The 17,813-nt window shown below is 64.7% G+C and carries 19 protein-coding genes; 15 read left to right on the top strand and 4 right to left on the bottom strand.

What is annotated here, in order from left to right; genetic code table 11:
* Window positions 1–328: 328 nt before the first annotated feature.
* The 3 genes from BW992_RS02030 to BW992_RS02020 all read left to right on the top strand — a co-directional run bounded on the left by BW992_RS02030 (window position 329) and on the right by BW992_RS02020 (window position 4,431).
* Window positions 329–1,159 carry a DUF932 domain-containing protein gene (locus BW992_RS02030; protein WP_076405464.1) on the top strand — a complete coding sequence of 277 codons (831 nt, stop codon included), beginning with the start codon at window positions 329–331 and terminating at the stop codon, window positions 1,157–1,159.
* A 79-nt stretch (window positions 1,160–1,238) separates the two neighbouring features.
* Entirely contained in the window at window positions 1,239–3,308 is a 2,070-nt protein-coding gene (locus BW992_RS02025) for a ParB/RepB/Spo0J family partition protein (protein ID WP_076405462.1), read from the top strand.
* Window positions 3,309–4,116: 808 nt separating this feature from the next.
* Window positions 4,117–4,431, top strand: coding sequence for a DUF736 domain-containing protein (locus tag BW992_RS02020; protein ID WP_076405460.1), 315 nt, complete (start codon window positions 4,117–4,119; stop codon window positions 4,429–4,431).
* Between the two features lie 289 nt (window positions 4,432–4,720).
* Here the strand turns inward: BW992_RS02020 and BW992_RS02015 are convergent, their stop codons facing one another.
* The gene (locus tag BW992_RS02015; RefSeq protein WP_123397804.1) at window positions 4,721–5,008 is read right to left on the bottom strand and encodes a helix-turn-helix domain-containing protein; all 288 of its coding nucleotides are present in this window, start codon (window positions 5,006–5,008) and stop codon (window positions 4,721–4,723) included.
* Between the two features lie 319 nt (window positions 5,009–5,327).
* Here BW992_RS02015 and BW992_RS02010 point away from each other — a divergent pair, with 319 nt between their 5' ends.
* The 10 genes from BW992_RS02010 (at window position 5,328) to BW992_RS01960 (ending at window position 12,778) form a co-directional block, all read left to right on the top strand.
* Window positions 5,328–5,678 carry a DUF2958 domain-containing protein gene (locus tag BW992_RS02010; protein WP_076405456.1) on the top strand — a complete coding sequence of 117 codons (351 nt, stop codon included), beginning with the start codon at window positions 5,328–5,330 and terminating at the stop codon, window positions 5,676–5,678.
* A 343-nt stretch (window positions 5,679–6,021) separates the two neighbouring features.
* A complete protein-coding gene (locus BW992_RS02005) occupies window positions 6,022–6,792 on the top strand; it encodes a DUF2285 domain-containing protein (RefSeq protein ID WP_076405454.1) in 771 nt (256 codons plus the stop codon).
* A 126-nt stretch (window positions 6,793–6,918) separates the two neighbouring features.
* Window positions 6,919–7,188 carry a helix-turn-helix transcriptional regulator gene (locus BW992_RS02000; protein WP_425375620.1) on the top strand — a complete coding sequence of 90 codons (270 nt, stop codon included), beginning with the start codon at window positions 6,919–6,921 and terminating at the stop codon, window positions 7,186–7,188.
* Window positions 7,189–7,214: 26 nt separating this feature from the next.
* Window positions 7,215–8,057, top strand: a complete 843-nt coding sequence (locus tag BW992_RS01995) for a replication initiator protein A (protein ID WP_076405452.1) — start codon at window positions 7,215–7,217, stop codon at window positions 8,055–8,057.
* 265 nt (window positions 8,058–8,322) lie between these two features.
* Window positions 8,323–8,961 (top strand): ParA family partition ATPase, encoded by a 639-nt coding sequence (gene parA / locus BW992_RS01985; RefSeq protein ID WP_076405448.1) that lies wholly within the window; start codon window positions 8,323–8,325, stop codon window positions 8,959–8,961.
* Complete coding sequence (locus BW992_RS01980) at window positions 8,958–9,230, top strand: chromosome partitioning protein ParB (RefSeq protein WP_076407318.1); 273 nt, start codon at window positions 8,958–8,960, stop codon at window positions 9,228–9,230. Before parA ends, BW992_RS01980 begins: the two co-directional genes overlap by 4 nt.
* Window positions 9,227–9,772, top strand: coding sequence for a DUF2840 domain-containing protein (locus BW992_RS01975; protein ID WP_076405446.1), 546 nt, complete (start codon window positions 9,227–9,229; stop codon window positions 9,770–9,772). Before BW992_RS01980 ends, BW992_RS01975 begins: the two co-directional genes overlap by 4 nt.
* A complete protein-coding gene (locus BW992_RS01970; RefSeq protein WP_076405444.1) occupies window positions 9,769–10,359 on the top strand; it encodes a S26 family signal peptidase in 591 nt (196 codons plus the stop codon). Before BW992_RS01975 ends, BW992_RS01970 begins: the two co-directional genes overlap by 4 nt.
* The gene (locus BW992_RS01965) at window positions 10,356–10,799 is read left to right on the top strand and encodes a hypothetical protein (protein ID WP_076405442.1); all 444 of its coding nucleotides are present in this window, start codon (window positions 10,356–10,358) and stop codon (window positions 10,797–10,799) included. The genes BW992_RS01970 and BW992_RS01965 overlap by 4 nt, the downstream gene beginning before the upstream one ends.
* Window positions 10,796–12,778: a relaxase/mobilization nuclease domain-containing protein gene (locus BW992_RS01960; RefSeq protein WP_076405440.1), complete on the top strand. Its 1,983-nt coding sequence runs from the start codon at window positions 10,796–10,798 to the stop codon at window positions 12,776–12,778. The genes BW992_RS01965 and BW992_RS01960 overlap by 4 nt, the downstream gene beginning before the upstream one ends.
* Window positions 12,779–12,838: 60 nt before the next feature.
* On the opposite strand, the gene BW992_RS01955 is transcribed toward BW992_RS01960, so the two are convergent.
* Window positions 12,839–13,420: a TetR/AcrR family transcriptional regulator gene (locus BW992_RS01955; RefSeq protein WP_076407317.1), complete on the bottom strand. Its 582-nt coding sequence runs from the start codon at window positions 13,418–13,420 to the stop codon at window positions 12,839–12,841.
* Window positions 13,421–13,472: 52 nt separating this feature from the next.
* On the opposite strand from BW992_RS01955, the gene BW992_RS01950 reads away from it, so the two are divergent.
* On the top strand, window positions 13,473–14,366 hold the full coding sequence (locus BW992_RS01950) for an alpha/beta hydrolase family protein (protein ID WP_372239189.1): 894 nt from the start codon (window positions 13,473–13,475) through the stop codon (window positions 14,364–14,366).
* Window positions 14,367–14,715: 349 nt separating this feature from the next.
* On the opposite strand, the gene BW992_RS01945 is transcribed toward BW992_RS01950, so the two are convergent.
* The gene (locus BW992_RS01945; protein WP_076405438.1) at window positions 14,716–15,018 is read right to left on the bottom strand and encodes a 4Fe-4S dicluster domain-containing protein; all 303 of its coding nucleotides are present in this window, start codon (window positions 15,016–15,018) and stop codon (window positions 14,716–14,718) included.
* A gap of 141 nt (window positions 15,019–15,159) precedes the next feature.
* Between BW992_RS01945 and BW992_RS01940 the strand changes: the two genes are divergently transcribed.
* Window positions 15,160–15,750 carry a TetR/AcrR family transcriptional regulator gene (locus BW992_RS01940; RefSeq protein WP_076405436.1) on the top strand — a complete coding sequence of 197 codons (591 nt, stop codon included), beginning with the start codon at window positions 15,160–15,162 and terminating at the stop codon, window positions 15,748–15,750.
* A gap of 28 nt (window positions 15,751–15,778) precedes the next feature.
* Here BW992_RS01940 and BW992_RS01935 read toward each other — a convergent pair whose 3' ends face one another.
* The gene (locus BW992_RS01935) at window positions 15,779–17,731 is read right to left on the bottom strand and encodes an esterase/lipase family protein (RefSeq protein WP_168199555.1); all 1,953 of its coding nucleotides are present in this window, start codon (window positions 17,729–17,731) and stop codon (window positions 15,779–15,781) included.
* Window positions 17,732–17,813 lie beyond the last annotated feature (82 nt).

Genomic DNA, 17,813 nt, shown 5'->3' with positions numbered 1-17,813 from the left:
CACATCTCGGCGGCCGTTGCCATGTCCAGCCGTCTCCCCTGACTTCATCACCTTCTCCGCGACCGTAGCCCGCTTCCGTGTGCCGTCAAGGCGCGCAGGGCCGTGTCCTCGCTGCGCTGCGGGCCGCACCAACCCTGCGCTTGTTTCCTTGACGGCCCCCGTCCGCGCGCTCCTTTGGCCGCGGGCGATGAACTCAGGAAAGACGGTGGCAACAGGGCCAACCGGGTTCCTCGTGCCAACCGCACAGAACAGCCGAAAGGCTGGGCTCCGAATCTTGGAATCCGGTGTGCGGTGTGAACAGCAAACCCTTTTCGTCAGGAGAAAGACCATGCAACTCGCATCCCGTTTCGCTTCCCGCTCCCCCGCGCTACGCAGCGATTACCCGCTGACCGATGACCAGATTCACCGCGTAGCGCCGTCCATTTTCGCGGACGCGCCGCATGAAAGCCGTTCGCAGCGGTACGCCTATATCCCCACCTCCGCCGTGTTGGCCGAGCTTCGCAAAGAAGGTTTCCAGCCCTTCATGGTTTGCCAGACCCGCGTGCGCGATGAAGGCAAGCGCGAACACACCAAACACATGCTGCGCCTGCGCCACGCCAGCCAGATCAACGGCGCGGAAGCCAATGAAATCGTGTTGCTCAATTCCCATGACGGGACGAGCAGCTATCAGATGCTGGCCGGAATGTTCCGGTTCGTTTGCAGCAATGGCCTTGTGTGCGGCGACACCGTGGCCGATGTGCGCGTGCCCCACAAAGGCGACGTTTCCGGGCACGTCATCGAAGGCGCTTACGAAGTCTTGCGCGGCTTCGACCGGGTGAAGGATTCCCGCGACGCCATGCGCGCGATCACGCTGGACGAAGGCGAAGCCGAAGTGTTCGCCCGTTCCGCGCTGGCCTTGAAGTACGACCCCACCGACAACAAGCCCGCGCCCATCACGGAAAGCCAAATCCTGATGCCGCGCCGGTTCGATGACCGCCGCCCGGATTTGTGGAGCGTGTTCAACCGCACCCAAGAAAACCTGACCAAAGGCGGATTGCACGGCCGCAGCGCCAACGGACGTCGCCAGCAAACCCGCCCGGTGCAGGGCATTGATTCCGATGTGCGCCTCAATCGTGCCCTCTGGATGCTGGCCGATGGCCTGCGCCAATTGAAAGCCTGATTCCCCACGCGGCAGGGGCAGGCAGCAGCCCTTGCCGCATCCCTCGCTGCTGCATCTCTAACCGTTAGGAGTTATCACCATGAAAGCCATCACCCAAACCGAAGCCCGCGCCGTCACTGCCGCCGCCGCTGTCCCGCTGGAAGCCGCTGACCCGACCAAGAACCTGATTTTGGTTCCGCTGTCGCGGCTGGTGTCGCGTCCGACCGGGCGCAACGTGCGCAAGACCCCGCGCATGTCCATTCCCGAATTGGCCGCTTCTATCCAGCGTGTCGGCCTGCTGCAAAACCTCATCGTCATTGCCGCCGCCGATGGCGAGCATTACGAAGTGGTGGCCGGTGGCCGCAGGCTGGCCGCGTTGAAGCTGTTGGCGAAGAAACGCCGCATCAGCAAGGAATGGAACGTGCCTTGCCTGCTGGTGGTCGATGGCACCGCCCGCACGGCCAGCCTTACCGAGAACGTGCAGCGCGAAGCTATGCACCCCGCCGACCAGTTCGAGGCATTCGCCGCGCTGGTGGCCGAAGGCCGACCCATCGAGGACATAGCCGCCGATTTCAGCGTGTCCCCGCTGGTGGTGCATCGCCGCTTGAAGCTGGCGAACGTGTCACCGCGCCTGCTGGCCGACTACCGCGCCGAAGCCGTGACGCTCGATCAGTTGATGGCCCTTGTCATCACTGACGACCATGCCGCGCAGGAAACCGCGTTCTACGATGCGCCGACGTGGCAGCGCAACCCTTCCCAATTGCGCGACCGCCTCACCGAGCGGGAGATTGACGCCTACCGGCATCCGCTGGTGTGTTTCGTGGAGCTGGACACCTACGAAGCCGCAGGCGGCGGCATTCGCCGCGACCTGTTCGCAGAAGGCGATGCGGGCGTGTATCTGACCGATGCTGCGCTGCTGGAACGGCTGGCACAGGACAAGCTGGCAGGCATCGCCGCCGAGGTGAAGGCCGAAGGCTGGGCGTGGGTGGATGCCACCCCCGCCTTGACTCATGCCGACCTGCACGCCTTCCAGCGTGCGCCGAGGGAACGGCGCGAACCGAGCAAGCGCGAAGCGCAGCGCATCGAAAAGCTGCAAACCAAGCTGCACGAACTGGCCGCAGCCGTGGATGACGCGCTGGACGCTGACGACGAGGAAAAGGCCGACGCCTTGCAGGAAGAAGGCGAAGCCCTGGGCGAGCAGTTGCAGGCGCTGGAAGATGGCTTGCAGGACTACGGCGCGACCGTGAAGGCCGCAGCCGGTGCCATCGTCACCATTGACCGCAACGGCGATGCCGTGGTGCATCGCGGGCTGCTGCGCGAAGCCGAAGCCAAGGCGCTGCGCACGCTGGAGCGGCTGCGGCAGGGTTTCGGCAGCGAAGCCGAGAACGACGACGAAGGCGAGGACGGAGACGACGACGCGCAGCCCAAGACCGCCGCCATGTCCGACAAGCTGGCGCAGCGGTTGAGCGCCCACCGCACCGCCGCGCTGCAAATCGAAGTCGCCCGGCATCCGCAAGTGGCGCTGGCCGCGCTGGTGCATGGCATGGTGCAGACCGTCTTGCAGGACAGCCACTACGGCCACGACCTGCCGCTGGGCGTGCGCCTGACCGTGAAAGACCGGCTGGAAGGCATCGCCCCGGACATACCGGATTCGCCCGCCGCCGTGGCGCTGCGCGAGTTGCAGCAGGTAGCAGGCGAAGGTTTGCCGGAGGACAGCGCCGAACTGTTCGCCGTGCTGCTGGCGAAGTCGCAGGATGAACTGGTGCGGCTGCTGGCGGTATGCGTGGCCGTCACGGTGGACGTGGTGACGCCCCGCGCTGCACAGCAGCAACCCGGCGCGGAACTGGCGCAGGCCGTGGGGCTGGACATGGCCGCATGGTGGAAGCCCACCAGCGAAGGCTATTTCCAGCACATCCCGAAGGCCGCGATTCTGCAAGCCGTGGAGCAGTACGCCCCGGCGCACGTCACCCGGCTGGCGAAGTTGAAGAAGGCCGACATTGCCAGCGAAGCCGAACGGCTGACGGATGGCACCGGCTGGATGCCCGCCATCTTCAAGACCGAAAGCACCGACGACACCACGGCGCAGGATGCGCCGCAGGCCGTGACAGACGACGAGCCGGAAGCCATCGACAACGACGACGAGCAGCAGGCCCACGCACTCGCCGCGTGACCTTCGCTACCACCGAGCGCCCCGGTTCCGGCCGGGGCGCTTCGCTGTTCCATCAGCATCGGCCCCAGGCCGTTCCGCCCTGGGGCCGATGGTCAAAAAACCGGGAGCGGCGGTGGCCGCGCCCGGTTTCAAGGCCCAAAGCCAGAACGCCCCTTCGCCGCCTTCGGGCAGACGGCGAAGGGGCCGCGCACAAGTGGCCTTGTGCGCGGGAAACCCTCGAAGCCCATAAGTGCGTCGGCGCACAGCGCCGACGGCATTCCGAATTCGCCCCGCCGCAATGGGCTGGACTTGTGGGGCTACGCCCCGGTTTGCTGCGGCAGGTTGTACGGAAGCGTGCCGTCCTCGACGCTGGCGGTTCGTCGCCTGTACGTCACGAAGGACGGTTCACCGACACGCCGCCCGGCCCTGCAATGGAGCTTCCACGCCACGCCTCAAGCACTAGGCCGCAAGCTACGGCAGGGGCGCTTTCACCTTGTCGCTGGGCGTTGTCCTTGCCCGTGTCAGGGCGCAGGCCGGTGAAGCCGTCACGCGCGGAGCCGAGTCGGCCATGTTCCTTTCGGAGCGGGTCGGCCTAAGGCGTCCTGTCTGTTTGTGAATCCTGGCGGTGGCCGGGCTTCTATGACTGCAACCTTCCAGTGAAAACAATTTCCCCTGCGCTGCGCGCATTCCTCGCGGGTCAAATTCTTTTCGCTTCCAGGCGCTCCACTCCGTTGCGCCCGCAAGCGGTGCAGCCAGCCCGTCCCCCGCCAGTCGGATCACAACAGGACGCGATGGGCGCGAACCCTGTTCAACCGAAAGGAAATTCATCATGGCTAACATCGGCACCTTCACCGCAGAGAAAGACGGCTTCACCGGCACGCTTCGCACCCTGACCCTCAACGTCAAGGTCAAGCTGGTTCCCAACGACAAGGGCGAGAACGAAAGCGCCCCGGACTTCCAACTTCAGGCGGCCGGCCACGAGATCGGCGCGGCATGGAAGAAGACCAGCGAGGCCGGGCGGGAATACCTGTCGGTTTCCATCGACGATCCCTCGTTCCCCGCGACGGTCTATGCCCGCCTGATCGGGAACGAGGATGGCGCGCACGAACTGATCTGGTCGCGCAGCAAGCCCAAGGCGGCCTGACGGCCGCCCGCCGCGCCCCGCCCATTGCGGCGGGGTGCGTGCTGCTGATCGCAGCACCGCACGCACAGGGTTTCGGCAGTCGCCCGATGCTTGGCATGTTCAGGCCCGGCATCGCATTGGCGATGGTCGGATGGCTCGAAGCCCGTGGCGGCAGGAACAGGATGGCGTGTCGGCGCGTTGCGCCGCCGGGTTTTCGGGCTGAGCCCCGTGCCGGCAAGCCGTCACGGCCATGCGGCTTCAATCCCTCACGCCTTCGCGCCTGCGGCGCTGCGCGCTCCGCTTGCGGCATTCAGTCGCGTTCTTTCAGCACGGTCTCAAACTCCTGGCGTACCCGCGCCAGCAGTTCGTCGGCCTTGTGCGTGTCGTCGCCGGCATACGCCAGCGTCAGCAACGTCAGCGGATGCACTTCCATGACCTCGCACAGCTCGGTCAGCTTGTGCAGGGTCGGGCTTTTCAAGTCGCGCTCCAGCGTACTCATATAGGTGCGGCTGGACACGTCGGAGAACGCTTCCTGGCTCAGGCCTCGCGCCTTCCTGACTGTCCGTATTGCCGTTGCCAATGAGTGTTTCGTTGTCACTAACTTGGTTTCCCCATAAAAACCAAGATGACAGCCCATTGCGCCCTATAGGGCTACAATCTATAGTGTTCATTCATGGCTGAAAGGCCCGCTTTCTTGCTTTTACGGAAATCCGCAGAAGCGGATTTCGACAGAACCGGGGAATCGCATCCGTGTCTTTCCGGCTTCCGACAATTCCGCCTCGGCGCTTCTGTTCCTCTACGGATTCGATGGTTTGCGCATGCGTCCTTCCACACGAATGCACGGATGCCTTTCGGCGGTTCTGCGCTTCGACGCCAAAGCGCATCCGTGCATCCTCGGTTACGTGGAGAGGCTGCCTATGACCCTGCCGCTTCTCACCGCTGATGAACGCGCCCGGCTGCTGGCCCACGGGGCGGCGCTCGCCGCTGGGCAGCGGCTAGACCCGCTGCCCGTGGTGCGCCTGTTCACCCCGGACGCGCATGTGACTTGGCTGCTGGTGTCGCTCGATCCTGCGGATGGCGACACAGCCTACGGCCTGATCGACCTCGGTATCGGTATGCCTTCCCTTGGGACGGTCAAGCTGTCCGACCTGGCGGGCATCGCCGGGCCGCGCGAACTGCCCGTGCGGCGGGATCGGTATTTCCAGGCAGTGCGCCCGCTGTCGGAGTACGTCCGGATGGCGCAAGAGAACGGTGCGATCACGGACTGATGAAAGCCTACGCAGCCTAGCCGGCCGGGGCGCATCGTGACTATTTCAGTCTTACTCAAGACCGGACGGGTCTGAGTCCGCATTCTTGCACTGAAGTGGTGCGACCCTGTTCTAAACAGTCCTGATCTTTGACGCAGGACGCGGCACCGTAACCAGTGCAGCGCACCGTTCCGGGTTGCGCAGCCGTCGCATTCTGACGATTTCCGCAACGCACGGGAGCCATACGGTCTTGACAACCACTCGCACAGCTTAGCCCGATTTTGATGACGACCTGATGGCGATTCGATAGCTCCCGCACGCTGGAATCCGTGGCGACGTCCCCCAAGAACAGGGAGGTTCTGTCGTGACTGATCGCAACGACGAAAGCTGGTATCCAACCGCCGCGTATCTCTACATCCTGCACCTTGACCGCCCCGCGCTGGCGTGGGAATACCTGCGCAGAAATCCCGGCTATCGGCTCGACTGGCTGCGCCGTCGTCGCCGGCCGGACGCAGCGCAGGCGTGGGGCGTACGCCTGCTGGAAGATCCGGCCTTGGATGCGCGCGACGCACATCCGGCCTGGTTCCCCGATCACGATGCCGTGGTGCAACTTTACCCGGATGCCGACCCACCGCCCGAGGCCCATGCCTTCGAGTTCTGGCGCGTGCCTGGGCGCAAGCAACTGATCCACGATGGCAAGCGCCTGGTGCTGGTGTCGCACTGGCCCGGCTGCTGCCTGCGGCTCGCGCTTGCGCCGGGCCTGGAAGACGGCATGGCCTACCTCTACGCCATCCGTGCCTGCGCCACGCCCTGCGCGCGCTATCGCACGCTCGCGGCCGAGCTGGACGCTCTAGCCGCAGCCACGGCAGCCACGCCTGCGGCGGCGGCCCGTTCCCGGCCCACGCCAGCCGCGGTGCTGGAACTGCACACTTTGCAGGCGCTCGACGCGAACCTAGCCGGTGCATCCTTGCGCGAAGTGGCTGAAGGGCTGTTCGGCGCGGATGCCGTTGCGGCCGACTGGCACAAGGACAGCGCCTTGCGCGCCCGCGTGCGGCGGCTGGTGCGCCGTGGCGAGGCGCTGATGCGCGGCGGCTACCGTCGGCTGGCACAGCTACCGCTGCTGCCGTTGCAGTAGGGGGGACGTTTCGCGTCCCCCGCAGATCGTCCCTTAGCAAGCAGCCTCGCTTTCTTGAAAGTGCCTCTATCCGGCCGCGTGGTGTGGCCGGGCTTGATGGGGGTACATCCCATGCGACCCGCTCCCTTGCGGCCTGCCGCCGCTGCTGTCGCTGCGCCCGCGCAGCCCCAACGCTACCTGACCAACGACGAAGCCGCCGACTACCTGCGCCTGTCGCCGCGCACGCTAGAGAAACAGCGCGTGATCGGCGGTGGCCCGAAGTTCCGCAAGTTCGGCCGCCGCGTCATGTACGCGGTGTCCGACCTCGATGCCTGGGCCGACCAGCGTAGCTACGAGGCGACTTCCGACCCGGAATATGCCGAACGCCACGCGGGCGACTACCGTGATGGCCGCTGATCGCTGGCGCGTGGGTAGCCGTCGCCATGTCCAGCCCGCCAGGGCAAGCCTTGCAGCGCGAACAGCTCGACCTGTTCCGCGCGCTGCCGGGCGACATGGCACCCCGCGACAGCCGGGATCTGATGGCCTTTCCGTTCTTCTCGCTGGCGAAGTCGCGGCGCGTCGCGCCGATCGACTTCCGCGCTGGCGGCATCACCATCCGCGTGGAAGGCACGGCCGAGCATGGCATCGCAACGATATGGGATGCCGACGTGCTGATATGGGCCGCTTCGCAGATCGTGGAGGCGCGCGACGCCGGCTTGCGCCCGTCGCGCTGGATACGCGCCACTCCCTACGAGATCCTGCGCTTCATCGGGCGCGGCACGTCGCTCAACGACTACCTGCGCCTGAAAGCCGCGCTCGACCGGCTGCAATCGACCACGGTGGCCACGTCCATCCGCGAAACCACGGGAAGGCGCTTGCATCGCTTCTCGTGGATCAACGAGTGGAAGGAACTGGCCGATGCCAGCGGCGTGCCGCTGGGCATCGAACTGATCCTGCCGGACTGGTTCTATGCGGGCGTGCTCGATGCCGCCCTGGTGCTGACCATCGATCCGGCCTATTTCCGCTTGAAGGGCGGGATCGAACGCTGGCTGTACCGCCTGGTGCGCAAGCACGGCGGCAAGCAGCCGGGCGGCTGGCAATTCGACTTCCAGCACCTGCACCGCAAGTCGGGCAGCGCTGCGCGCTTCTCCGACTTCGCCTACGACCTGCGCGTCCTGGTGGCGCGGCAGTCGCTGCCCGGCTACGTCCTAAGCATCGAGCGGATGCCGGACAACGGAATGGAGCTACTGACGTTCCGGCCCGTGCTGCACACGGCACGGGGATAACTCGGGGAAAAGGTGTGGACGGCCTCGTGCTATCAGGAGTACCGGGTATCGTGCTATCGGGAGTATGCCTATCGTGCTATCAGGAGTACGAAAACGCCGGAAAGCCAATAACGGCGCGGGTTTGCGGCCCCTCTAACTTCCCTAACAAGAAATACATAACTTTTAGTAGAAGCGCGCCGTTTCGGTGGACAACCGAGAAACGGCACGGCGAACAGCGTTTTGCAGGGCAGGCAAAGCCCGGCTTTCCAGCAGGGAGGGCCGCGCCATGATCCTCGCTCTGCTCAACCAGAAAGGCGGTGTCGGCAAGACGACGCTCGCCACGCACATCGCGGGCGAACTGGCGATGCGCGGCCAGCATGTCGTCCTGCTCGATGCCGACCCGCAGGGTTCATCGCTGGACTGGACGCAGCGCAGAAGCCAGCAAGGCTTGCCACGGCTGTTCAGCGCCGTGGGCCTGGCCCGCGAAACGCTGCATCAGGAAGCGCCAGAACTCGCCAGGCGGGCCGATCACGTCGTCATTGATGGGCCACCCAGGATTGCCGCCTTGGCGCGCTCCGCGCTGCTGGCGGCCGAGCGCGTGCTGATCCCGGTGCAGCCCAGTCCCTATGACGTGTGGGCCAGCGCCGAGATGGTGGCGCTGATCCGCGAGGCGCAGGTGTTCCGTCCGCTGCTCCGCGCGGCCTTCGTCATCAACCGGCGCGTCAGCACCACCATCATCGGCCGCGAGGCGCGGCAATCGCTCGCAGAACAGCCGCTGCCCGCGCTGCTCTCGGAAGTGCATCAGCGCATCGTGTTCGCCGACAGCGTGGCCGCTGGCCGGCTCGCACGCGAGACAGCGCCCGACAGCGCCGCCGCCCGCGAAATCACCGCCCTGGTGGACGAACTGCTGCGGTGGCCGACATGACAGCGAAGCAGCCACCACGCGGTAAGCGCGTCGGCATCGGCGCACGTCCGCCCGCGAATCCGCATGCCGAGGCGTGGATTCGCCAGGGCGATGCCGATGCGCTGGGCAAAGGAGACCTCTACACCGCGCGCCTCACGCTCGACATAACGCCCGCCATGCGGGCGCGCATCAAGGTGTCGGCCTTCACGCAAGGCGTGACCGTGTCCGACCTGCTGCGCGGCCTGCTGGAGCGGGAGTTTCCCGATCACCGCAGGGAGAACACACCATGACCGCATCCGCTTTGCCTGCCGCGAACGTGGCGCCGGCTGCGCCGCTGCCTGCGCTGTCGGCACTCGCCGGACAGGCCGGCAACGTGCCGCTGACGCGCGTTTCGCTGGCCTACCTTGAACACCGCTTCAAGCTCTATCTGCGTTTCGGCGAACCCGCACGCACGCTGCGCCTAGACGACTGGCGGCGCTGCGCGATGTTCCTGCCGGGCGCGATGCTCTGCCGCATCCGCTGGCAGGCCAACGATTACGGCACGATCCGCTGGCAGCTCATGGTGATGCAGGCTTGCACACCGCTGGACGCGGCGCAGCGCATCCCCGGCGTGCAGCCGGGCGCGCGCCTGCTGCTGCACGCCGAAGGCGATGCCAACGTGCGCGCCGTGCTGGAACGCATCGACGGCATCGAGGCGCTGGGCATCGCCGCCATCGACGTGTCGCCCGCGTACTGGCGAACGCTGGGCAACCGTCTTGCGGCTCGCCTTGCGCTGCCCGAATACACCGCCGAGCGGCACGCCGCATGGCAGGCCGGGAAGGTGTTGCCATGACCGCCCCAGCCAGCACCGCAGGCACCGCGCCACGTCCTCGCTCGCGCCTGCGCACTCGCATCGTCGTAGCGACACTGGCCGCCATCGGCTTCGCTGCGCTTGCCTGGGCGGCTTTCGTGTCGCCGCTGCCGCGCCTGACCTACAACCCGTCCGACAGCGTGGCGGCCGGCTGGTATCGCATCGACCCGTTCGACCCGCGCACCGCCCCGCTGCCATATCCGTTGTCCGTGGACAGCATCGTGCTGGTGCCGCTTCCGGCCACGGCCGGCGCGCTTGCTGCGCAGCGCGGCTACCTACCGACCCGCGTGCCGCTGCTCAAACGTGTGGGCGCGGTCGCGCCGCAACACGTCTGCATCGTCGCCGGTCAGGTACGCATCGACGGCGTGCCTGCGGCCGCCGTGCTGCCCGCCGACCGGCTGGGCCGGCCGCTGCCGTCCTTGCAGCTTTGCCGCTGTCTCGAACCGGGCGAACTGTTCCTGTTGAGCGTGACCAATCCGGCATCGTTCGACAGCCGCTACTTCGGCCCGGTCAGCGCATCCGCCGTGATCGGCATTGCGCGCCCGATCTGGCTGGAGACACGCCCATGATGGCCGCCGACTCGCTGCACGTTGCAGTGCATCTCATCGTGCCATCGGGCGTGTCGATCCAGTGGCTTTCCGCATGTCGTCGCGTGTGCAGTGCGAGCGCATCCGCGCCGCACTTCGCGCTGCCTTCCAATGTGCTGGCGTCTTGCCTCGAACGCGCCCGGCCTGCGGCCATTGCCGCGTTCGCCGGCGCGCTGGCTGCAAGCAGCGCAGCGCTGCCGGGCCGCCGACGCCCGGAGCGACAGCGAAGGGCAAAGGCGGAAGGCAAGACAAAAGGACGCGGCACTACGCCGCGTCGAAAGCTTGTCTGCACATGGGGGGAACGCAGCACGCAGCGGCTTCGCCGCCGTGCCGCGTTCGGCGCGAAGGTCGCGCCAATGCAGGCATGTCCGCGTGCTTCGCACGACAGGACACGCCAGAGCTTGCAGGGAGCGCAGCCATGACCGACCGCCGCGACGACGATTTCCGCGTGCGCCCCAGCGCCCCGAAGAACCGGGGCAAGGGCCAGGGGCAGAGCTTTGTTTCCAAGGTGCTCAAGCAGGCCGGGAAAGCCAGCAGCGGCAAATCGGTGGTGCGCCGTCCTGGGGTGGCTGGCACCGGCCAGCGGCCCGGCTCGCGCCTGGGGCGCGGCCACACGGCGGCGCGCTTCGCCGGGGCGAAGCTAACGCCCATGTCGCGGCGCGTGACCATCAAGACGCTGCTGGTTAATCAGCGCAACGCCAGCCCGCAATCGCTCGCCAAGCACCTGCGCTACATCGAGCGCGACGGCGCGGGCCGCGATGGTGAACCGGGCCGGGCCTACGGGCCGCAGGCTGGTGAAGCCGACCTGGATGCCTTCAAGGAACGCTGCGCCGACGACCGTCACCATTTCCGCTTCATCCTCTCGCCCGAGGATGGCGCGGAGCTGGAAGACCTGCGCACCTACACGCGGCACCTCATGGGCCGCATGGAGGCCGACCTGGGCACGGGCCTTGATTGGGTAGCGGTCAACCACTGGAACACCGACAACCCGCACACGCACATCGTCGTGCGCGGGCGCGACGACACCGGCAAAGACCTCATCATCGCGGGCGACTACATCGCCCACGGCTTCCGTCATCGGGCCGCCGAACTGGCAACGGAATGGTTGGGGCCGCGCACCGAACTGGAGATTCAGCAGACCTTGGGGCGCGAGGTGGAGCAGGAGCGATGGACGAGCCTCGACCGCACGCTGCAACGCGAGGCCGGCGAGGATGGCCGGGTGCAGGTTGAACGATTCAACGAACCCCGGTTGCAACGCAAGCGCCTGCTGCTGATCGGCCGCCTGCAACGCTTGCAGCGCCTGGGCCTGGCCGACGAAACGCAGCCCGGCACTTGGGCCATTCATGCCGATACGGAAAAGACCCTGCGCGCCCTGGGCGAGCGCGGCGACATTATCCGCACCATGCAGCGGGCGATGAGCGGCCAGCCGCGCGAACTGACGGTGTTCGAGCCGGGCGACGATGGCCGCAGCATCATTGGCCGCGTGGCCGCAAAGGGGCTGGCCGACGAGCTGCACGACCGGGGCTATCTGGTCATCGACGGCACGGAGGGGAAGGCCCACTACGTCGTGCTGAACGCCCGCGACGAGCTGGCGAACTACCCCACGGGCGCGGTGGTGGAAGTGAAGGGATCGGCCGACGTGCGCGCGGCCGACCGCAACATCGCCGCGCTGGCGAGCGATGGCCTGTACCGCGCCGATCATCACTTGGCAATCGAACAGGGCCGGGCCACGCCCGGACGCGACCCCCAGGAGGTTGTCGCCGCCCACGTCCGGCGGCTGGAAGCGTTGCGCCGGGCTGGCATCGTGGAGCGTGCGGCAGAGGGGCTATGGAAGGTGCCGGACGACCTAGCCGAGCGTGGCCGCCAGTACGATGCACAGCGCCTGGGCGGCGTGGCCGTGGAACTGAAATCGCACCTGCCCATCGAGCGGCAGGCCCGCGTCATCGGCGCGACCTGGCTGGATCAGCAATTGATCGGTGGCGGCCGCGGGCTGGGCGAGCTGGGCTTTGGTGGCGACGCCAAGCAGGCCATGCAGCAACGCGCCGACTTCCTCGAAGAACAGGGGCTGGCGCAGCGGCGCGGGCAGCGCGTGATACTGGCGCGCAACCTGCTGGGCACGCTGCGCAATCGTGAGCTGGCGCAGGCCGCGAAGGACATTGCGGCGGAAACCGGCCTGGAGCATCGCCCGGTGGCCGACGGGCATCGTGTGGCCGGCATCTACCGGCGTTCCGTCATGCTCGCCAGCGGGCGCTACGCGATGCTCGATGACGGCATGGGTTTCAGCCTGGTGCCGTGGCGGCCGGTGATCGAACAGCGGCTGGGGCAGCAGCTTGCCGCGACGGTGCGCGGCGGTGATGTGTCTTGGGAGATCGGGCGGCGGCGCGGGATTGCATTCGGATAGCGCACATCATCTTCAGCAATTTCCACGATTGTGCCGCAAAGCGCGAGTGGTTCACCGGCTTCAAGAGCGATTTGTCTGTACAAAAAATTCCAATTGTCGTGCCACATGATCGAATGGAGCGATGCTGCGCTCCGCGCGGCATAGCACGATTGCACCTTCAATGCTGGCGACGATCAGAGTCGCCAACTGGGATGCATCGATGGCCGTATGGCCATGAGAGCGCAGTGACGCAGATAGTATCTGTCTCCACTGACCAAACATCTGCGAAGCAGCCTCCAGCGCTGCTAGCACCTCTCCGTCAATCGGTTCCTCAACTACCGCTGCCATGACCGGGCAACCTTGGCGAAAGTCGGAACGCAGAAGGATTTCGCGCCAAAAATCTAAGAACGCAGGGAGCCCCTGCCGGACTCCTTCGCACAAATGGTTTTCCAACTGTCGCTGTACTCGCTCGCCGGCGAACACTACCGCTTCCGAAATCACTTGATGTTTGCCACCTGGAAAGTGGTGGTAGGTGGAGCCGAACGGTGCCTGCGCGCGCTTGACCATCTCTCGGATGCTCGTTGCGTTCAAACCGTGCCTGGCGAGCATCTCAGCGGCGGCGACCACCACCCGTTGGCGACTGTCTGGTTGACGAAGACTCATGGCAGCACCATTGCTAGGACGGTTGTCATAGTTTAGCCTTCTCATTTTCAATATGACATCTGTCATAAAGATGGGAGCCATGACTTCAAACGTTCTTGACTTGACTGCAGCCGATGGCTACATGCTGGGCGCGATTCGTTATGCGCCAGACGTCCAGCCGCATGCACGTCTGATAATCGCTGGTGCCACTGCTGTACCCCAGCAGTTCTACAAGCGATTTGCCGAGTACGCCGCAGCCCGAGGCTTCGAAGTCCTAACATTCGACTACCGTGGAATTGGCCGTTCCAATCCAGGCTCGTTAAAGAGTTTCCGCATGGACTTGCTAGACTGGGGGCGGCTCGATCTGGCAGCAGCGGTGGAGGCAATGGCCAACCCGGAGGTGCCGCTGTTCATGGTTGGGCACTCTTTCGGCGGCCATGCCTTTGGGTTGCTCCCCAATCACCAGAAAGTGGCAGGCTTTTATGTCTTCGGCACCGGTGCGGGCTGGCATGGCTACATGCCGATGGGCGAACGCCTGCGTGTACTTGCGATGTGGAACCTCATCCTTCCAGTGCTGACGTGGTGGAAGGGTTATTGCCCGTGGAAAATGTTGGGCATGGGCGAAGATCTTCCAACCGATGTCTACCGCCAATGGCGGCATTGGTGCCGCTTTCCTCATTACTTTTTCGACGATCCGGCCATGTCTGGCATCGAACGCGGCTATGCCGAGGTGCGCACGCCGATCGTGGCGGCCAATTCGCTTGACGACCTGTGGGCAATGCCAGCTTCGCGCGATGCCTTCGTTAAGGCTTATCGCAACGCACCATTAACACTCAAGGACCTAAATCCTGCGCAGACAGGCGGCACGCTCGGACATATGGGGTACTTTCGCCAATCGGCGACATCGCACTGGGAAGACGCGCTTGCTTGGTTTACAGGTATTTCTCCCAGGCCTGAAGCCAAATGAACACAGAGCCCCATTTGCGCTCCTCGCTACGCAGACTACTTTAGGTGGCCGTCTCCAGCGTTCTCCTACACTAAGCGGACAACCGGCAGTTCTCTGACCGATACTCAGAGCCAGCCAGGCTAAACCGGCGCACCATTAATGTGATCTGATGGCTGATGCCGGTATTGACCTGCATCGGCTATCGGCTCATACGCGTTTCAATGCTGCTTCGCAGCGTAGAACATAGGGCGCTCGCGATCTTCTCACGACGCAGCAATAATGCTATGAACCGTTTCGCAAGATGTTGCACCGGAAGTTTTTGCTAAGTTTCCTAGCTTAGAAATATAGCCTCAAAGCTCGTTACAACAGTTCAAGCTCGCTCCAATTTGATTGCGCGCTCGGGGCAAGCGGTGATGCACAGGCCACATGCTTCGCACGCGCTGGCGTTTGGCATGAATGCCTGCTTCCAGCCATGAGCAAATCCCTTCACCTTGCCAATCCATGAAAGGCCGCTTCGGTCGGCTTGAGGTAGCACCCCGAGGACGAACACATCCTTCGGACAGGCGCTGATGCAGTCGCCTTTACCCTCGCAGCGATTGCGATCAATGACGGGTACAAACTTGCCCGGCGGATGCTTGCATGGCTCTGCCGCAGCATTCGTTGTTTTTTCCATACGTCGTTCCTCTGGGTTATGGTGTTACCCAGTGGCGCGTCGAGGTGCGGCGTCAAGCCTGAGTTCTAGTATTGTGGCGCAGAGTGCCATTTGTCTCAACGCGCTTTTTTGGCACTTGATGCCATTTTTCAGTGATTTTAGATGACAGAGAAGACCCCAGGCCTACGTGAGAGGCATAAGCAGAACACCCGCGCGGAGTTGTCCAACTTCGGACTGGGGCTGTTCTTGAATCAAGGTTTCGCCAACACCACCATCGAGCAGATCGTCGAGCCGCTGGGCATCGCCAGGCGAACCTTCTTCCGGTACTTCAAGAGCAAAGAGGAGCTGGTCTTCGCGTGGCATGAAGATAAGACGGTCGAACTGGTCCAAGAGCTGAAGGCAAGGCCAGCCAAGGAATCGCCTTTGGACACGGTTTGCGAGACGTTGGCCACGACGCTCAAGCGCTATGACGCCAATCGCGAGATGGCCTTTGCGCTGGTGCGCCTGCTTAAGGAGACACCGGCCCTGCTGGCCAAGGAGTGCGAAAAGCGGATGGACCGGGAACTGGCGCTTGCAGCCGCGCTCGTGGAGCGGGAAGGCAAGCGTACCCTGAGCCCTCTGAAAGCACGCATCATCGTGGGCGCGGTGACCACCGCGTGGACGGCAGCACTTGACGAGTGGTACGAGGGGGGCGGCAAGGCGAACCTGCGGCCCATCGTGGCCAGAGCGTTCTCAATGGTTCGCGAGCTGTAATGGTGTCGGCCCAGGGCTGCAATCGCCATTAGTCCTGATCAACGGGTTCGGTTGCCCTGCGTGCGGGCGGTGATGCTTGCGTCGCTTTGCCAACGCCGGCTGTCCGCAGATGTTCTAGCAGGATGCGGCGAACTTCCAGGATCGCCTGCGGCGTCTCCTGCACGCTGTGCCATGATGTGATGACCTCCTCGGATAGCGCGCCTTCCAAGTGTGCACTGACGTAGGGCACCACGCCGTCGCTGGATTGCGCCAGTCCGTCGCCGGGGTGTTCGCGTCCGACGATCGAGTGGTAGCGCACCCGTGGGCTGACTTGCAACAGTGCTGCCGCTTGCACGAAAAGGTCTTGGTCGCTCAGGTTGTCGATGCTGTTGGGGATGCGTAGCGCCCCGCTGCCCGTGTCCGTGCGAGCCTGACCCGCAAGACGTCGAGTCAGCGTGCTCATTTGATCAAGCATCGCCAGTGGCAAAGTCACGAGATTGGAGACGTGCCTCGCCAGGCGCTTTTCGGCAAACGGTGTACCGCGGTGTGGCGCGGCAATGAAGATTGCCCGCGTGACCTGTGGCATCGGATGAAACTCCACATAAGTGGTCAGTTCGCGCTGTAGCGCGGGGTCGGAAGCCATGCGCGTTTGCAATTCCTGGGGCAACAGCCGCCACATCGACTGGCCCGAATCCGACACTAGCAGTCTTGCCAGTACTCCGCCCATGCTATGACCGACCAGCACCATATCGCGAGAGGCGCGGCCTGAGCCTTCTGGATCGAAGCGGGCCAGTGTCTGTGCCAATGCCTGCTCTATGGCGTGGCGATTCAGTGCCAAGGGTGCGTTGGTGGGGTAATAAACCTGCCAGATCTGGTAGTGCTGGCGCAGCGTCTCGTCGCCCAGCACTTCGTTGGCGACATTGACCCAAGCCTCGGGGCTGCTGGCGAGCCCGTGCAGCATGACGACGATGCCGCGGTTCGGGTCGTAGGGCTGCATCAACTGCACTTGCGGTTGCACGATTCCGTCGCTCATGCCGAACAGGGTGCGCAGCGCCTGCGTGGCGAAGCCCGAGCGTGCCAACCACAGTCCATAGCCAGCGGTGAAGTTGGCTGTAAGCGGGGCCTTCAAGCCGCCCAGATCGATCTGCTGCGTTCGGTATGGGTCGTACAGGCGGATGTCCACGCGACGAGTGCGAAGTACCTGTTGCAGGGTCTGGCCCTCGAAGGACAGCAGCGCAGTGATGCTGGGATAGCGCATCTCGACATAGGGAATCGAGTCATCGCTAGCGGGCGGCGGGAGAACAGCCACCAGCGGAGCGCCGAAACCGTCGCGTCTGTAAATGTTGCGCAGACCGGAGAAGCGCAGCGAAGAAGCGGTGACCAGCTCTTGGGGAAGCGACGCACCCTGCGTGAGGTTGAAGCCCTCGACCCGGCTGCCCACCTGCCATTTCCCCAGTTCCAGCGCGCTAGCACCTGGTGCGCGCGCCGCAGCGGCGCGTTCGCGCCAGCCGGCGTTGAACAGGCCAGTAACGGTTTGCTCGACAGCGAAGTTGTAGTAATCCCGCACCTGCGTCTGGCGGTCCTCGAAAGCGCGTTCGCCAGGGGGCCGCTCAGTAAAGAACAGATAGGCCCATGCATGCCGTGCTGCTTCCAGCCAGGCGTCCAGCTCGGAGGCTTGTTGGTTTTGAAGCGCTGGCGACTTGTCAGTCGCCAGCGCAGCTTCGAGCCATAGCTCGGATAGTGCAGACAGACGCTGCTCCTCGGTGATCCCGCTCGCCCGAGCCAAGGCTTGCCGGCAGGCGTCGGGACGTTCGCGGCAGTCGTCAATGCCGACTACGCGCAGAACCTCCTGCGCGGTCGTGCTGAGCCGGCCCGTGGTGAGTACATCACCGCGCCGTTCGGCCAGGTACTCCTTTGGCGAGACGGAGGATACGGACACCACTGCGCAACCCTGCAGCAGTGCGGCGAGCAGCGTCAGCAGCAGTAAGGGGAGCGATCTCACAGTGCGGGCTCCTGCGCGCCGGGAATATCGCGATGAGCGGGCAGGGAGAGGTAGGTGCTCGCGCACAGGTCACCTGATCCAG

The sequence above is a fragment of the Pseudomonas sp. 7SR1 genome (assembly GCF_900156465.1).
Classification (GTDB): Bacteria; Pseudomonadota; Gammaproteobacteria; order Pseudomonadales; family Pseudomonadaceae; genus Aquipseudomonas.
Note: the sequence above shows the minus strand (reverse complement) of the source record. Positions and strands in the feature narration are given on the sequence as shown.